This window comes from Rhodanobacter sp. Root627, assembly GCF_001427835.1.
Lineage (GTDB): Bacteria > Pseudomonadota > Gammaproteobacteria > Xanthomonadales > Rhodanobacteraceae > Rhodanobacter > Rhodanobacter ginsenosidimutans.
In genome coordinates, this window is sequence record NZ_LMGW01000002.1 from 815,528 (window position 1) to 832,068 (window position 16,541).

Annotated in this window: 11 protein-coding genes and 1 pseudogene; 9 read left to right on the forward strand and 3 right to left on the reverse strand. The window is 66.6% G+C overall.

All coding sequences use genetic code 11. The annotated features are described in order from the left end of the window. Positions 1 to 231: 231 nt before the first annotated feature. Together ASD68_RS10900 and ASD68_RS10905 are read right to left on the reverse strand one after the other, a co-directional pair. Positions 232 to 1,836, reverse strand: a complete 1,605-nt coding sequence (locus ASD68_RS10900; protein WP_056606627.1) for a carboxylesterase/lipase family protein — start codon at positions 1,834 to 1,836, stop codon at positions 232 to 234. Continuing rightward, positions 1,833 to 2,831, reverse strand: a complete 999-nt coding sequence (locus ASD68_RS10905; protein WP_235578717.1) for an alpha/beta hydrolase — start codon at positions 2,829 to 2,831, stop codon at positions 1,833 to 1,835. Before ASD68_RS10905 ends, ASD68_RS10900 begins: the two co-directional genes overlap by 4 nt. A gap of 127 nt (positions 2,832 to 2,958) precedes the next feature. Between ASD68_RS10905 and ASD68_RS10910 the strand changes: the two genes are divergently transcribed. The 9 genes and pseudogenes from ASD68_RS10910 to ASD68_RS10950 form a co-directional block, all read left to right on the forward strand. Next, entirely contained in the window at positions 2,959 to 3,789 is an 831-nt protein-coding gene (locus ASD68_RS10910; RefSeq protein WP_056082864.1) for a hypothetical protein, read from the forward strand. Positions 3,790 to 3,818: 29 nt separating this feature from the next. Further along, positions 3,819 to 4,838: a TRAP transporter substrate-binding protein gene (locus ASD68_RS10915; RefSeq protein ID WP_056606630.1), complete on the forward strand. Its 1,020-nt coding sequence runs from the start codon at positions 3,819 to 3,821 to the stop codon at positions 4,836 to 4,838. A gap of 13 nt (positions 4,839 to 4,851) precedes the next feature. Next, positions 4,852 to 5,370 (forward strand): TRAP transporter small permease, encoded by a 519-nt coding sequence (locus ASD68_RS10920; RefSeq protein ID WP_056607522.1) that lies wholly within the window; start codon positions 4,852 to 4,854, stop codon positions 5,368 to 5,370. 3 nt (positions 5,371 to 5,373) lie between these two features. Then, the gene (locus tag ASD68_RS10925) at positions 5,374 to 6,657 is read left to right on the forward strand and encodes a TRAP transporter large permease (RefSeq protein WP_056606633.1); all 1,284 of its coding nucleotides are present in this window, start codon (positions 5,374 to 5,376) and stop codon (positions 6,655 to 6,657) included. 104 nt (positions 6,658 to 6,761) lie between these two features. Then, positions 6,762 to 8,297: a family 43 glycosylhydrolase gene (locus tag ASD68_RS10930; RefSeq protein ID WP_235578737.1), complete on the forward strand. Its 1,536-nt coding sequence runs from the start codon at positions 6,762 to 6,764 to the stop codon at positions 8,295 to 8,297. Positions 8,298 to 8,343: 46 nt separating this feature from the next. Next, positions 8,344 to 9,372 (forward strand): LacI family DNA-binding transcriptional regulator, encoded by a 1,029-nt coding sequence (locus ASD68_RS10935; protein WP_056082875.1) that lies wholly within the window; start codon positions 8,344 to 8,346, stop codon positions 9,370 to 9,372. A gap of 459 nt (positions 9,373 to 9,831) precedes the next feature. Further along, a complete protein-coding gene (gene kduD / locus ASD68_RS10940; protein WP_056082878.1) occupies positions 9,832 to 10,587 on the forward strand; it encodes a 2-dehydro-3-deoxy-D-gluconate 5-dehydrogenase KduD in 756 nt (251 codons plus the stop codon). Between the two features lie 188 nt (positions 10,588 to 10,775). Further along, positions 10,776 to 11,414 carry an RpiB/LacA/LacB family sugar-phosphate isomerase gene (locus ASD68_RS10945; protein WP_007082391.1) on the forward strand — a complete coding sequence of 213 codons (639 nt, stop codon included), beginning with the start codon at positions 10,776 to 10,778 and terminating at the stop codon, positions 11,412 to 11,414. A gap of 271 nt (positions 11,415 to 11,685) precedes the next feature. Further along, positions 11,686 to 12,528: pseudogene (locus tag ASD68_RS10950) on the forward strand (D-hexose-6-phosphate mutarotase); the annotation flags it as partial. A 174-nt stretch (positions 12,529 to 12,702) separates the two neighbouring features. Here ASD68_RS10950 and ASD68_RS10955 read toward each other — a convergent pair. Then, the gene (locus tag ASD68_RS10955; protein WP_200945375.1) at positions 12,703 to 16,509 is read right to left on the reverse strand and encodes a LamG-like jellyroll fold domain-containing protein; all 3,807 of its coding nucleotides are present in this window, start codon (positions 16,507 to 16,509) and stop codon (positions 12,703 to 12,705) included. Positions 16,510 to 16,541: the final 32 nt, after the last annotated feature.

Genomic DNA, 16,541 nt, shown 5'->3' on the forward strand with positions numbered 1-16,541 from the left:
CCGCCTGCGGGGGAAGCTGCCCGAAGGGCTGAAGGGGGGCTTTTGGCTCCTGCGGGAAAGCCCTGATCAAGAGCGCCCTCTTCCGCCCTTCGGGCACCTTCTCCCGCTAGCGGGAGAAGGGAAAGTGCGCCCCCATCCGCCCTGTCGGGCACCTTCCCCCGCGAGCGGGGGAAGGAACATTTCGCGCGGCAACCAACGCTTGCTTCCCCCGCGAGCGGGGAAGGGACGGCTTCAGAACGTGCCGCGTTGGATGAAGGGGACCTGGGCGTAGAGGCGGCGTTCGGCGCCGCGGGGGTCGTCGGCCTGGCGGATAGCGCTGTCGAACAGCATGGTTTGCCGACGCGCCAGCGAATAGCCGTCCCAGTGTGGCAGGCCCTTGTGGTTGGGGTTGCCGTGGCGGGCCAACGCCAGCAGGGCGTCGCTCATCGCATCGGCCATGCGTGTGGCGTCCTCGCTGCGGCCGGTGCGTGAGCCCGGTTGCTGCGGGTTGTGGAAAACCAGCGGGATGTCGAGGGTGTGGAAGGCGCGCAGTCTGGCGGCGTCGCCGTGGCGGTCGTACCAGTCCAGTTCGTAGGCCCAGGTGGGTGCGCCCTGCCGCGCGCGGGCTTCCAGTTCCTCGACGGCGCCGCGCCAGGAGCGGCCCGCGGTGGTGGCGGCGAAGAACACGTCCGATGGTGTGTAGTCGGGGTACAGGCGGCGGTATTCGGCGATCACCACGGACGGCAGCAGGTCCACGTATTGCTGTTTTTCCAGCTTGGCCGGCAGGTCGTCCCAGGTCAGATTGAAGTTGGCCGGGTCGTGGCCCAGGAAGGCGCGGGTTTCGTCGTGGGTGTTGCCGATGACCATGGGGATGCCGGCCGATTGCGCCGGTGCCTGCGGCCAGAACGGGTGCGACGGCAGCGCATGCGAATCCAGCACCGGGCCGAGGTACAGGTTGGTGCTTTCCATCCGCGAGGGATCGTGGATCTTCATCGCCTGCAGCAGTTTTTCCAGCGGCATGCGGCGCAAGGCGTCGGCATCGGCGTGGAAGTGATCCAACACCAGTTGCGCGCGCTGGCTGGCGGCCCGCGGGCCGGCGGCGGTGACCTGCTGGCCGCTCATGGTCCAGGCGCGATGGAACAGGCCCTTCGCTTCCGGCATCGCCATCAAGGTGGCGATCTTGGCGCCGCCGCCGGATTGGCCGAACACGGTGACATTGCCCGCATCGCCACCGAATTCGGCGGCGTGCTGCTGCACCCACTGCAAGGCCTGGATCAGGTCGAGCTGGCCCACGTTGCCGGAGTCGGCGAACGCCTCACCGCCGAGCTGGGCCAGGTACAGATAGCCGAACAGGTTGAGCCGGTGGTTGAGGGTGATCACCACCACGTCGCCGCGCTGGCTTAGATGGGTGCCGTCGTAGAGCGGGCTGCTGCCGGAGCCGTTGCTGAAGGCGCCGCCGTGGATATAGACCAGCACCGGCCGCTTGCCGCCATCGCGCAGTGCGGGCGTCCACACGTTGAGATAGAGGCAATCCTCACTGCCCGGGCCTTCGGCGCTGGTTTGCGGCGCGGCGGGGCCGTAATCGAACGCGTCGCGCACACCGCGCCACGGCAACTCCTGCACGGCGCGCTGGAACCGGCGCGGCGCCGTGTCGGCACCGTAGGGAATGCCGCGAAATACGTGGATGCCCTGCTCCAGCTGCCCTGCGACGCGGCCACTGCGCAGGCGGGCAATCGGGCTGGAGTTGGTGCTGACCGAACCGGCCATGGCCACGGCGGGCAAGGCGACGGCCAGCGAGCCGAAGGCGCCGGCGCGCAGGAAGTGGCGGCGTTGCGGGTCCATCTCTTCAGCGCTCATGGCGAAGCCTTCCCGGGTTGCGTGGCGATCCAGTCCAGTGCCAGCCGCGGCCAGGCGGCGGTGGTCAGGCCGTGCGTGCCGCGCACACCGAAACCGTGGCCGCCGTGCGGAAACAGATGCATCTCGGCGGGCACTCCCGCAGTCAAAAGGGCGCGGTAGAACTGCAGCGCGTTGCCTACCGGCACGGCCGGGTCGTCCTGCGCGTGAACCAGGAAGGTGGGCGGCGTGTCGGGGCGCACCTGGTATTGCATCGAATACTGGCGCAGCAGTTGGGCATCAGGATGGGGCCCCAGCAGCCGGTCGCGCGAACCGCCATGCGTGTCCGGCCCGGCCATGTCGATCACCGGATAGATCAGCAGCTCGAAATCCGGTCGCGCACTGACCTTGTCGATGGCATCGGTGGCCGGGTAGACCGCCTTGTCGAAACCGGTGCCCAGCCGCGCGGCCAGATGGCCACCAGCGGAAAAGCCCATCACACCGATGCGATGCGGGTCGAGCTGCCATTGCGCGGCGCGGCTGCGGATCAAGCGCAGCGCACGCTGCGCATCGGCCAGCGCCGCCTCGCGGTCAGCGCGGCCTTCGCCGGGCAGGCGGTAGCGCAGCACGAACAAGGTCACGCCGCCCTGCTCGACGAAGGCCGGCGCCATTGCCGAGCCCTCCTTGTCCAGTACCACCCGCTTGTAGCCGCCACCCGGCGTGATCAGCAGGCCGACGCCGTTGGGCCGGGCCGGGCGGTAGACGACCAGGTACGGCTCGCTGACGTGGGTGACGTAGCGATCCGGCAGGGCCGGATCGGCGCTGCGCTCGACGAGCTGCAGTGGTTGGTCGAGCGCTTTGTCTCCCGGTGCCAATCCGGCCGGCCACAGGCTGATCCGGTCGGCCGAGCCGGGCGCCGGCTCACCGTCGGCGGTGGCCGTCGCCAGCGGGGCGCAAAAACAGAGAAATAGCGTCAATGCCATGACAAACAGTTGCTTGCGCCGATGCGATGGGGACATGTGCGGCTCCGTGATGAGCGGGGTGGGCGAAATTTGTGCACTGCCTATTGCCAGATGACACCGGTTGACCATATATAGCAATCACCGTATTGTCGATGGGCAGTGCAGCAACTATCAGGAGAGTCACTTGAGCAACGAGCAAGGTCACCGGAACGCGACCGTTTCCGCATGGGAAGACATTGCCCACCGATTCGTGGAAGCGCGGCGCGCCGGTCGATCACTGCCGGATTTCCCCGGCGAGATTCCGCCGGATCTGGTCAGCGCCTACCGGGTGCAGGACCTGGCCATCGCGCAGTGGGACGACGCGGTGGTGGGCTGGAAAATAGGTTACATCGCCGCCGATCGCCGCGATGTCTCCGGCGACGAACGCCTGCTGGGCCCCATATTTCGCCGCAATCTCTGGAATGCTACCGGTGCCATCGTGGATATCCCGGTGTTTTCCGGCGCGGGTGGTTTTGCCGCGGTGGAAGCGGAGTACGTGCTGCAACTGGAAGCGGATGCGCCAGCCGACAAGCTGGACTGGACGCCCGAGGAAGCAGGACTGTTGCCCACCCGGCTGCATGTCGGCGTGGAAGTGGCCAGCAGCCCGCTGGCCACGATCAACAAGCTGGGCCCGCGCGTGGTGGTATCCGATTTCGGCAACAACAACGGCCTGGTGCTGGGGCCGGAAATCGACCACTGGACGACGTGCGACGAATCAAAGCTCACCGCGCGCACCGAAATCGACGGTGTGGTGGTGGGCACCGGCGGCGCGGCCAACCTGCCGGGTGGATTGCGCGGTGCATTCGCCTTCGCCCTGCGTCGCTCCGCCCTGCGCGGCCGGCCGCTGAAAAAGGGCGACCTGATCGCCACCGGCAACGCCACCGGCATTCATGACATCGACGTGGGCCAGCTGGCGCTGATCGATTTCGGCAGTGCCAAGATCGTCTGTCGGGCCACGCCCAGCCCCGCGGGCTGAGGAAACTTGATCATGCAGGGGAGGGGAAAATGATTACACGTCGCGGTTTTCTCGGTGCCGGCCTGGGCACGCTGGCCGCCTCCGCCCTGGCCGCCTGTTCCAACGGCGCCTCGGCCGGCATGGGTGGCAAGGACAGTGCCGGCGGCCACCTGCTGACCGCGTCGGATGTGCATGTCGCCAACTACCCCACCGTGACCGCGGTCGACTGGATCGGCAAGGAACTGGAGCGGCAGACCGACGGCCGCCTGCGCTTGCGCATGTACCACTCCGGCCAGCTCGGCCGTGAGTCCGAGGCGATCGACATGGCGCGCTTCGGCGCCATCGACATCACCCGCGTGTATTCGGGCGCCTTGAACAACGCCTTTCCGCTGACCCAGGCGCTGTGCCTGCCCTACGTTTTCGACTCGGTGGCGCACATGCGCCACGCGCTGGACGGCGGTGTCGCCGCGGCCGTGCTGCGCGGTTTCGAAAGCCGCGACCTGATCGGCCTGGCCATCTACGACTCGGGCACGCGCAACTTCTACAACACCAAGCACCCGATCGTGGAACCGCACGACCTGCACGGCCTGAAGCTGCGCGTGGCGCGCTCGGACATTTTCCTGGAGCTGATCCGCATGTTCGGCGCCAACCCCACGCCGATGTCGCTGGGCGACACGTTCTCCGGGCTGGAGACGCACATGATCGACGGCGCCGAGAACAACATGCTCAGTTTCCAGTCCAGCCGCCACTACGAGTCGGCGCGCTACTGGTCCGAAACCGAGCACTCCTACGCGCCGGACATCCTGCTGATGTCGCGCCGCAACTTCGAGAAGCTGACGCCGGCCGATCGCGAACTGGTGCTGGATCTGGGCCGCCGCTCGGTCACCGTGATGCGCCAGCAGTGGGATGCCACCGAGGGCAAGGCGCGGCAGACGGTGCTGGCGCACGGGGTGAAGGCGAACGCGGTGGACATGGTCGCGTTCCGCACGGCGGCCGCCCCGCTGCTGCAGAAATACCTGCAACAGCCGGATGTCGCCGAGATCTATCGCCGTATCCGTGAATTCACCTGAGGGGATGGCATCGATGTCCGAGACCGACGACCGCACGATCGTGACTGGCCCCCAGCGATGGCTGGAAGTGCTTGCGCGCATCGCCATCCACATCGCCGCGTTCGCCATGCTGGGCCTGGTGGCCGTGCAGGGCTGGCAGGTGTTTGCCCGCTACGTCATCAACGATTCGCCGGGCTGGACCGAGCCATTGACGATCCTGCTGCTGAGCACGGCGATGAGCCTGGGCGCCGCCGCGGCGGTGCACAGCAACCGGCATTTCGGCTTTTTTCTGCTGGCCGGTCAGCTCGGCCCACGGTTGAAATGCGCGCTGGAAGTGGTGGTGGAGATCGTGGTCGCAACCATCGGCGCCGTGCTGGCCTGGTGGGGCTGGATGCTGTGGATGGATGGCGTGCACATCAAGACGGCCGGCGCGGATTTCCCGCAGAGCATCAACTACCTGCCGCTGAGCATCGGCGGCGCGCTGATGCTGGTGTTCGCGATCAATCGCCTGGTGCTGGCCTTGCGCCCCACGACCATTGAAGGGGGCCACTGAGCCATGGGCATCGCGATTCTTTTCATCGTCTTCGGTGTGCTGCTGGTGCTGGGCGTGCCGGTGGCGTTCTCACTGGCCGCGGCGGCGCTGGCCACGCTGTGGTACCTGGATCTGCCGGCCGTGGTGCTGGTGCAGCAGATCGGCGCCGGTATCGGTACCGCATCGCTGGTCGCCATTCCGCTGTTCATTTTCGCGGGCGAGATCATGATGCGCGGCGGCATCTCGGAGCGCCTGATCGCGTTCGCCGCCTCGCTGGTGGGGCGCCTGCGCGGCGGCCTGGGCCAGGTGTCGATCCTGTCCTCGCTGTTTTTCGGCGGCGTCTCCGGCTCGGCCATCGCCGATGTGTCGGCGGTGGGCGGCACCATGATTCCGCAGATGGTCAAGCGCGGTTACGACCGGGATTTCGCGGTCAACGTCAGCATCACGGCGGCGCTGGTGGCGCTGGTGGTGCCGCCATCGCACAACCTGATCCTGTTCTCGGCCGCCGCCGGCGGCAGCATCTCCATCACTGACCTGTTCGCCGCCGGCATCCTGCCCGCGCTGCTGATGACCGTGGTGCTGATGGTGACCGGCTACTGCGTGGCGCGTCGACGCGGCTACGGCGTGGAAGCGTTCCCCGGCTTTCGCAAGGTGGCAAAACTGCTGATCGCGGCGCTGCCCGGGCTGGGGCTGGTGGCCCTGATCTTCATCGGTATCCGCGCCGGCATTTTCACCGCGGTGGAGTCGGCGGCGATCGCGGTGGTCTACGCGTTGTTCGTCACCGGCGTGCTGTACCGCAATTTCAGTTTCCGCGGCTTCCTGGACACGGTGGTGCATGCGGCGCAGGGCACCGGCGTGATCCTGTTCGTGATCGCCACGGCGGCGGTGTTCGGCTGGTTGCTGGCCTATCTTGAAGTGCCGGTGGCGATGGTGAACTTCCTGGGCATGATCGCCCACGACCAGACCACGGTGCTGCTGATGATCGTGGTGCTGCTGCTGATCCTGGGCACGTTCATGGATCTGGCGCCGATGATCCTGATCTGCACGCCGATCTTCCTGCCCGTGGTGAAGGCCTACGGCATCGATCCGGTGCATTTCGCGATGGTGCTGGTGATCAGCGGCGGCATCGGCCTGGTGACGCCGCCGGTGGGCTCGGTGCTGTTCATCGGCACCGCCATCGGCAAGATCAGCATCGCCGAATCCATGAAGACGATCTGGCCGTTCTGGCTGGCGGCCGTGGCCGGTTTGCTGGTGGTGACCTTCTTCCCGCAGCTGTCGCTGTGGCTGCCGGCGCTGATGCGGCACTGACAAGCGAGTACCCCATGACTCCACGATCGATCAACCGGTTACTCCCCAGCCACGGACGGCTTTTTGATACGACATGCAGGCGGCTGCTGATGCTGGCCGCCTGCATGGTGATGGCCGGCCCCGCGCTGGCCGCCGACGCCGCGCAACCCCGGAAGCGCGGCATCGAGCACCAGCGCATCGCCGACCTGGGTGACGGCCGCTTCCTCAACCCGGTGCTGTCCGGCGACCACCCCGATCCGTCCGTGCTCAAGGACGGCAAGGATTACTACCTCACGCTGTCCTCGTTCGACGCCTACCCGGGCCTGCCGATCTGGCATTCGCGCGACCTGGTGAACTGGCAGCCGCTGGCGCATGCGATCCGCACCGACGTGGGCGCGATCTGGGCGCCGGACCTGGTCAAGTACAAGGGCCGCTACTACATCTACTTCGCGGCGCGCACCGCGGAAAAGCGCGGCAACTACGTGGTCTGGGCCGACGCCATCGGCGGGCCGTGGAGCGAGCCGGTGAGCCTGGGCCTGCCCCGCCACATCGACCCCGGCCACGCCGTGGGCGAGGACGGCAAGCGCTACCTGTTCCTGTCCGGCGGCGATTACGTGCAACTGGCCGACGACGGCCTCAGCGTGGTCGGTGTGCCCAAGCACGTCTACGACGGCTGGCATTACCCGGAAAGCTGGGACGTGGAGAGCTATTCGCAGGAAGGCCCCAAGATCAGCCGGCACAACGGCTGGTTCTACATGACCACCGCGGTGGGCGGCACCGCCGGCCCGCCGACCGGGCACATGGTGATCAGCGCCCGCTCGCGTTCCATCCACGGGCCGTGGCAGAACTCGCCGCACAACCCCATCGTGCGCACCGCCAGCCGCGACGAGCCGTGGTGGTCGCGCGGTCACGCCACCATCGTGGAAGGCATCGACGGGCGCGACTGGATGGTCTACCACGGCTACGAAAACGGCTATTACACGCTGGGCCGGCAGATGCTGCTGGACCCGATCGCGTGGACGGCCGACGGCTGGTTCGTGGCCAAGGGCGGCGACCTGGGCCAGCCGCTGGCCAAACCGGCCGGCGAGGCGTTGCCCCATGGCATGGCGCTGTCGGACGGTTTCAGCGGCGACAAGCTCGGCCCGCAGTGGGCATTCTTCAAGCCCGGCCCGGACGAATACCGGCGCCTGTCGTTCAAGGACGGCGACCTCACCGTGCAGGGCAAGGGCCATTCCCCCCGCGACAGCTCACCGCTGACGGTCATCGCCGGCGACCGCGCCTACGAGTTCGAGGTGGAGATGGATATCGCCCCCGGCGCCATTGGCGGCGCGCTGCTGTTCTACAGCGACCGCCTGTATGCCGGCGTGGGCAGCAACGGCGAGCAGTTCATCCTGCACCGCTACGGCGAGGACCGTCCCGCGTCACTGCCGCCCAGCCGCAAGGGTGGAAAACTGTGGCTGCGGGTCACCAACAACCGCAACATCCTGACCGTGCACACTTCGCAGGATGGCAAGCACTGGCAGAAGTATCCCGTGCAAATGGACGTCTCGGGTTACCATCACAATGTGGCCGGTGGCTTCCTGGCCCTGAAACCGGCGATCTATGCGGCCGGAACCGGGGCTGTGACATTCCACCATTTCCGTTACCGCGCGCTGGACTGAAACCCGATGGTCGAAGGCCCGCGCAGAAGGATTCCAAAGGATTCCCTTGAGCAAGAAGGCCGATTCCAAAACCGTGACGATCAACGACATCGCACGGCTGTCGGGCGTTTCCAAGAAAACCGTCTCGCGCATCATCAACAACTCGCCGCTGGTGCGCAAAGACACCCGCGACAAGGTCGAGGCGTTGATGCGCGAAGTCGGTTACGCGCCCGATCCGCTGGCGCGCGGGCTGGCGTTTCGGCGCTCGTTCCTGATCGGCATGGTGTACGACAACCCCACCGCCCAATACGTGGTGGACATGCAGTACGGCGCGCTCGACGCGCTGCGCGGGTCCAGCTTCGAGCTGGTGGTTCACCCCTGCGATTCCCGCAGCGCTGATTACATCGAAGGCGTGCGCCGGTTTGCGCAGCAGCACAAGCTGCACGGCGTGATCCTGGTGCCGCGCGCCTCGGAAGACCAGGCGCTGGTCGAGATGCTCAAGGACATCGGCTGCCGTTACGTGCGCATCGCCGCCGTGCCGATGGACGAAAGCTCGCAGATGGTGATCACCCATGACCGCGACGGCGCGGCGGAAGCGGCGGATTATCTGCTGTCACTGGGCCACCGCGACGTGGCCCTGATCACCGGCCCCGTGGCCTACCGCTCCACGCTGGAGCGCTCCGCCGGCTTCCTCGACGCCTTGCGCAAGCGCGGCATCACGCTGCCGGACGACCGCATTGTCGAAGCCGGTTACACCTTCGAATCGGGCCTGGCGGCGGCCGAAAAGCTGCTGCTGGGCGACCGCCGCCCCACCGCCATCTTCACCGGCAACGACGAAATGGCCGCGGGTGTGTACAAGGTGGCCCTGCGCGCCGGTATCGACATTCCGCGCGAACTGTCGGTGATCGGCTACGACGACAGCTCGCTGGCCTCGCGCCTGTCACCGTCACTGACCTCGGTTCGCCGCAACACGCGTGACACCGGGCGTACAGCGGCCGCCATGCTGCTCCAGCCCGAAGGCCAGGGGCCGCTGGCTTCCGCCAGCGTGCGGCCGCATGTGGTGGTTCGCGACTCCTGTCAGCCGCCGCAGCGTTAGGGCTCCGCGCTTCCTTCCCCCGCCCGCGGGGACAAGATGGCAGGACTGCCATCTTGAGCAGCGAAGCTGCCCGAAGGGCGGAAGGGGGCCAGCACACCGAACGCGTGACATATAGAGCGCGCTCTTCGATTGGCGTGGAAAAGCCAACAGCAGCGCGGCTTTGCCGCGCGCCCCCATCCGCCTTCGGCACCTTCCCCCGCGAGCGGAGGAAGGAAGCAGCCTGCGCTTTCATCCTTGGTCTGGACGGTTCATACGAACCGGCTTTCCGGACTCTGAGCACCCGAATGACCGGGCCTTTCCGGAAAAATGACACCGGTTACCAAAATAGGCATAATGAGACTCAGCCGCCTCATGACGGAAGCCCAAACCGTCGCGTGCGCACACGGCCGCGTCGACCACCAAAACCGTCGTCCACGGCCGTCTTCCCAACCACGTACACCGTTCGGAGAGAAGAACACCATGACGAATCCATTCAGTCTCGAAGGCAAGGTCGCTTTGGTAACCGGTGCCAATACCGGGCTGGGCCAGGGTATTGCGGTGGCGCTGGCCGCCGCCGGCGCCGATATTGCCGGCGCCGGCATCGTGCCGGCCGACGAGACCGGCGAGAAGGTGCGGGCGCTGGGGCGCCGGTTCGTCAACATCGACGCCAACCTGATCAGCGTGGAGCCGGTTGCTCGCGTGGTGGCCGAAGCCATCGAAGGCCTGGGTCGGCTGGACATCCTGGTCAACAACGCCGGCCTGATCCGTCGCGCGGACGCGGTGGACTTCAGCGAGAAGGACTGGGACGACGTGATGAACGTCAACATCAAGTCCGCCTTCTTCATGAGCCAGGCCGCGGGCAAGCATTTCATCGCGCAGGGCGGCGGCAAGATCATCAACATCGCCTCGATGCTGTCGTTCCAGGGCGGCGTGCGGGTGCCTTCCTACACCGCCTCCAAGAGCGGCATCGCCGGCATTACCCGTCTGCTGGCCAACGAATGGGCCGACAAGGGCGTCAACATCAACGCCATCGCGCCGGGCTACATGGCCACCGACAACACCGCCCAGTTGCGCGCCGACGAGGATCGCAGCAAGGCCATCCTCGACCGCATCCCGGCCGGGCGCTGGGGCAAGCCGGAGGACCTGGGCGGCACCGCCGTGTTCCTGGCCTCGCGTGCCGCCGACTACGTCAACGGCGCGGTGATCCCCGTCGATGGCGGTTGGCTCGCGCGCTGAGAAAACCCGTACGCCGTCATCCCGGCGAAAGCTGGGGGCGCTTCACAACAGCCGAAGACGGGTCATCCAGCGCTTTGGCAGCGACTGCAGTCACTGGATTCCAGCGTGCGCTGGAATGACGAGCAAGAGCCATAGCGAAAAGCTGCTTCCCTTACCTCTGCACCACTTTTGAACCAAAGGAGTCACCCATGAAAATCGCCTTGATGATGGAATTCAGCCAGGCTCCCAAAAACCCGATCGTGCTCGAGCAGCTGCAGGGCGTGGCCGCGGCCCAGGGCCACGAAGTGTTCAACGTGGGCATGGATGGCGAGAACGACCATCGCCTCACCTACATCCACCTGGGCATCTGCGGCGCATTGATGCTGAACTCCGGCGCAGCCGACTTCGTGGTCAGCGGCTGCGGCACCGGCCAGGGCGCGATGATGTCGCTCAATGCCTGGCCGGGCGTGTATTGCGGCTACTGCATCGAGCCCACCGACGCGTTCCTGTTTGCCCAGGTCAACAACGGCAACGCGCTGGCCCTGCCCTACGCCAAGGGGTTTGGTTGGGGCGGCGAGATCAACGTGCGCTACATCTTCGAGAAGGCGTTCGACGGCGAGCGTGGCCAGGGCTACCCGGCCTCGGGGCGCCAGTCGCAACAGACCAATGCCGGCATCCTGGCGGCGGTGAAGCGTGGCGCGGCGAAGGATCTGGTCGAAGGCCTGAAGTCGATCGACCCGGAGCTGGTGAAGCACGCGGTCAGCGGCGAGCGTTTCCAGAAGGCGTTCTTCGACAACGCGAAGGACGAGAAGCTGCGCGCCTACGTCAGCAGCGTGCTGGGCAAGTAAAGCCCGCCTGGAAGCCCACTGCCCACGTCCGGCTTCGGCCGGACGTGGGCAGTGGGTTTTCTGCCAATCTGCATGGGTATTTCATCGGAGGTGGCGTTGCATGAATTCGACCTGCGCTTCCATCGTGTTGGGGCTGCTGCTGGCCGCGCCGGCCTTCGCGGCCCAGCCGGACAAGACCGGGCCGTTGAGCACGTTCCATTTGCCCGACGGCTACAGCCAGCTGGTCAACGCGCCGGCGCCGGCCAGGCTTGACCCGGACGTGCGGGTAGCAGGCCTCAGCAGCGGCGAATTTCACGGCTTCCCCGCGTGGCTGGTGGACACGCCCTACGCCAGCGCCGCCATCAGCGTGTTCGGTGGCCAGTTGCTTTCGTTCGTGCCCAAGGGTGGCCCCGACGTGTTGTGGCTGTCGCCGCTGACCCAACATCAGCCGGAACCGATCCGCGGCGGCACGCCGGTGTGCTGGCCGTACTTCGCCAAGATGGGCCAGGCTGGCGACATGCCGTCGCACGGGCTGGTGCGCACCACGGCATGGAGCGTGCACGAGGCCCGACGCGAGGCTGACGGCACGGTTGTGCTGAAGCTGGCGCCGCCCACCCTCGCGGGCTTGCCCTTGCGTCTGACGATGACGCTGCGCATCGGCCGCACGCTGTCGCAAACGCTGGCAACCGAGAATGTCGGCGACAAGCCGGTGGTATTCACCCAGGCCCTGCACAACTATTTCCATGTCGGCGACGTGCGCAAGGTGACTGTCGCCGGCCTGGACGGGCTGACCTATCTGGACAAGAAGGACGCCGGCCGCGCCCACATGCAGCACGGCAACTGGCAGTTGCTGCCGGCGGGATACAGCGACCGCATCTACACCGGGGCCAGCGGCCCTTACGTGCTGCACGACCCGAGCCTGGACCGCGACATTCGCATCAGCACCCGCGGCAGTCATTCGGCGGTAGTGTGGAATGCGGGCGAAGAAGCCGTTCGCCGGATCGACGATATCGGCGCGGGTTGGCGCCATTACCTCAGCGTGGAAGTGACCAATGTAGCGCCTGATGCCATTGAGCTGCAGCCGGGGGAGCGGCATGAGCTTGAGCAGGTGATCGAGGTCAGCGCCCTGAAATAACCCGTGGACAATTTGTTCCACGCCCGTCATCCCAGCGAACGCTGGGATCCAGTGCCTCGGGGCCTTCGAACAAGCCACGGCACTGGATTCCAGCTTTCGCTGGAATGACGGTTGGGGAGCTCGAGGTCAACCGGGCACAAGGCCCGGCGGCATTCGGCCGCCGGGCCTTGGTGATTACTCCAGCGGCAGACGGTTGTTGAGTCGGGTGACTTCCTCGACATCGCCTTGCTGCGACACCTGCACGCTGGCACCGTCGTGCTTGAATCCTTGTGGCAGCTTCAGTTCGACCCGCACGGTCTTCGGCAGCAGATCCAGCGGTGCGGGCAAGGCCGGAATGGCGACGCGCGCGACTTCGCGCCCGTCCGCATCGGTGACTACCGCCTGGCCCGGCAAGGTCGCGACATGGCCGAGGCTGTGCACGGTCAGCTTCAACGTTTGGCCGTCCCTATGCAGATCACCACGACCGATGCCCAGGTCGGCGCGAGTGGCGACCGACGTGCCGGCCTTGATGCGCGCGAACGCGAACACCTGAGTTTGCCGTGGCGGGAAGCGCAGCGTGGTGCTGGCGCTGGTTTCCAGAGGCACGTCGTGTTGTGTGGCTTTGCCGTCGATCTTGCCGTCGCCGTCGCGGTCGACGCCGCTGCGGATGCGCCAGGTGCCCGGGTCGATGTTCCAGCCGGTCATGTGCGCGTCCAGTGGCTTGTCACCGAGGTTGTAGGCGGTCACCGTGAAGCGGTCGCGCGAGGGTGCATTGACCAGCAGCGCCACCTGCTCGGCGGCGTGGGGCTGGTCGAAGCGCCAGCTCACCGTGTTGCCGGGGTAGCTCTGGTTGCGCTTCAGCGCGATGCCGCCCAGGCGTACGCGCTGCAGCAGTTCGCTGGGCGCCTCGACGCGGTCGCTCCACCAGTGGCCCTCGGTCATCATGTATTCGTGCTGGGCCTTGTCCTGGATGCCCTGGCCAAACAGTTGCTCCAGGTAGCGCTTGTCGCCGGTGAGCTGCCACGCCACCACGCTGGGGAAGCCGATCTTGCCGGCTTGGGCTTCGTCGACGAGACGCTTGCCCCAGTCACTCTGGCGACCCAGCACGTCGATGAAGTTTTCGCCCAGGTTGGCGATGGCGTCCGGGCCGCCGCGCACCACGCGATAGTCCAGCGCCTTGAGGTATGTGTCGTCACCGCTCCAGCGCCACGCGGCCCAGAACAGATGCATCAGGTCGCCGGCACCGGAGCCCTGGTTGAGTTCGCCGCCGCGCGTCTTGTCGGTGGACCACTGGATCTCGTTGGGTAACGCCCAGCGGCCTTTCGCGTCGGTGTAGGCATGGGCCAGATAGCCGTCCGCCAGTCCGGTGACGAGTTCGCGGCCGGTGGGGTCGGCGTTGTACACGCCGAGCAGGAAGGCCGGGTGCAGGATCGGGAACGAGTACGGTTTCTGCCACTGCCAGTTCGGATCGCGGTAGATCTTGTTGCCGCCGAACCAGTCGGTGGAGAAATGCAGGTGACCTTGCGGGTTGCGCCGGATGATGCGCTCATCGAGCGCCTTCACCGTGGCCATCAGGCGTTCGACGGTGAGCGGATCGCCCCAGTTGAGGTAGAGCATTTCCGAGTCGGCGTTGATGCCTTCCTCGTAGGAATGCAGCTCGTCGGTCTCGATGGTGCTGAGGCCGTTGGAGAACATGCCGTTCTTGTAGACCGCGTCGGACAGCGCGGTCAGCGAGGCGTTGAGGCGATCGGGCTGCACGCCCATCAGGGCGAGCCCGGGCCACTGCTGGGTGAGGTCGGTGTCGTCGGAGATGCCGCCGCCGAAGTCGCCGTAGGCAATCTGGCGGTTGTCGATCCACCAGTCGACGAAGCGGCGCACGTACTTCAGGTCCTCCACCTGGCGGAACGCCCACAGCGGCACGCCGGCCGGCGGCTGCGGCTGCACGAACGGCGGCAGGCCCTGGCTGTTGTAGCTGATGTCGTTCCAGTACATGCGGCCCTGCTCATGCTCGGGGTCCACCCGCAGCAGGTCGCTGATGTCGGCGTACAGACGGTCGTACAGGCGCTGGCGGCGGGAGGTGGTGTGCTCCTCGACCATGAAGCCCCAGTTGTCGCGCACCTGGTTGAAGCGGTCAGCCACGTGCTCCTTGATCGCCTGCTGGCGATCCTTGAACACCAGCCGGATCTCGGCGCCATCGAGCGATTTCGCGTTGAAGCCGGGCGCGGCCGAGGCGATGGAAATCCACAGGCTGTCGGCAGTGAGGATACGGTCGCGCAGGTCCAGCCACAGCGTGCGCTTCTGGCCCGGCTTCACCGACACGGACACGTCGATCATGTCGCGTCCCGGCCAGATCGGGTCCTTGATGCGGATGTCGAGCGGAATCACCTTGCCGTCGGGGCCGGTGTGCGTAGCCGGCAGGTCGAGCGCGGGGAGGTCGATGGCGACGCCGTCCAGCCCGTCGTGCATGTTTTCCCAGCTGTAGGCCCAGCTGCGGATCAGCGGCTGCGCCGCCGGTGCACTGCCAATGCCCGACGGGATCAGCACCTGCACGATCGGCAGCGGATGCGCGGGCAGGCTGTCGGGCCCGCGCGTGCGCGAACCCGCGCCTTTGGGCAGCGCCATCACCGTGGAACGCTCGTCCGGCGCAAAACGGCCGTCGATGTAGTCGCGCAGACGGTCAAGGTTGGTGTAATCCGGTAGCGCGTTGCTGTCGATGATGTAGCGCTGCTTGACCGAGCCCGCGGGCTCGGCGGCGTTGCTGACGTCGTAGCCCCAGATCTCCTGGATCGGGGTTTCCTGGGCGACGTTGGTGAAGCGCAGTTTGCCGCCGGTTTGCGCGGCGAAACTGTTGACGCTGCGCACCACGCCTTCGGGCAGCGTGAACAAGGTACCGGCGTCGCCCGCCAGCGTGCCGTAGGCCGCGCCGCGGATCTCGATACGGTTGATCGCTTCGCCGGCGGGCACGGTGAGGTCCAGCGTCTTGCCGCCGTCGACGTAGGTATTCCAGTCCGGCAGGGTGAAGTAATCGTGGCGACCGGCCAGGCGCGAGCGGTTGTAGACGCCGGGCCAGGTGGTTTCGGCGATGCCGTCGGTGCCTTTCCACATCCACTGCTTGTGGTCGCGCACGTCGGCGAACTCGACCTTGCGGATGCTTGTGACGGGCGCGGTCAACGCGGGCGGCGGTGTGCGATTCCAGCCGTAGCGATGCCACCAGGCGCGCTGCGAAGTGGTGGCGTCAGATGCGGTTTTCGGCTCGCCATGATGCGCCAGCGCGGAAACATCGCGTGCATCGAGCATGCGGTCGTACACGCGGATGTCGTCGACGTCGCTGCCGCGCAGGAAATTGTAGCGGCTCTGCACCTGGTAGGGCGCCATCACGCGGCCGGCCAGGCCCAGCTGGTCCAGCGCCGCGTCGTAATCGCCGGTGGTTTCGGCGCGCGCCACCTGCTTGCCGTCGACGAACAGGGTGACGCCCTTGTCCTCATCCCAGCCGAAGGCCAGGTGCATCCACTGTTTCGGGTCGGGGTTCTTGTCCAGCTTGAACGAGACGCGGGTGCGGGCCAGGTTGGCGTCGGTGACGAAGGCGTCGAAGCCGTGGCCGTTCCAGTCGATGCGCAGCCAGACCATGTCCCAGCTGCTGTGGTCGGCATAGCCGACGCGGAAGATCACGAACGGCGCCTCACCCACGGGATAGCGTGAGCGCCAGAAGAACGAAAGTGTGCCGCGCTCGGCGCGGATATTGCCTGGCGCATTCCATGCCAGCACGCCGTTGTCCTGCCACTGGATGGCCTGGCCCATGGCGCCATCGGCAACCAGGCTGACCTTGTCCTTGAAGTTGGGAACGGCGTCGCCTTCGGCATGATCGGCGGTGAAGCCGTGGTCGGCCGAAACGTGGAACAGCAGCTCAGGCAGGGTGCCCTGCGCGGCGGCAGGCAGGACGGCGGCGAAAGCGCCGACCAGTGTGAGGAGGTAACGCGAACAGCGGTTGAAACGTGGTGACATCGTGCATCCCCCGGCAACATGCGCGGAATGCC

Bases quoted from the DNA above. Each gene is read 5' to 3' on its own strand.
- ASD68_RS10900 (WP_056606627.1), bottom strand. From the start codon at position 1,836: ATGAGCGCTGAAGAGATGGACCCGCAACGCCGCCACTTCCTGCGCGCC.
- ASD68_RS10905 (WP_235578717.1), bottom strand. From the start codon at position 2,831: ATGTCCCCATCGCATCGGCGCAAGCAACTGTTTGTCATGGCATTGACG.
- ASD68_RS10915 (WP_056606630.1), top strand. From the start codon at position 3,819: ATGATTACACGTCGCGGTTTTCTCGGTGCCGGCCTGGGCACGCTGGCC.
- ASD68_RS10920 (WP_056607522.1), top strand. From the start codon at position 4,852: ATGTCCGAGACCGACGACCGCACGATCGTGACTGGCCCCCAGCGATGG.
- ASD68_RS10925 (WP_056606633.1), top strand. From the start codon at position 5,374: ATGGGCATCGCGATTCTTTTCATCGTCTTCGGTGTGCTGCTGGTGCTG.
- ASD68_RS10930 (WP_235578737.1), top strand. From the start codon at position 6,762: ATGGTGATGGCCGGCCCCGCGCTGGCCGCCGACGCCGCGCAACCCCGG.
- kduD (WP_056082878.1), top strand. From the start codon at position 9,832: ATGACGAATCCATTCAGTCTCGAAGGCAAGGTCGCTTTGGTAACCGGT.
- ASD68_RS10945 (WP_007082391.1), top strand. From the start codon at position 10,776: ATGAAAATCGCCTTGATGATGGAATTCAGCCAGGCTCCCAAAAACCCG.
- ASD68_RS10955 (WP_200945375.1), bottom strand. From the start codon at position 16,509: ATGTCACCACGTTTCAACCGCTGTTCGCGTTACCTCCTCACACTGGTC.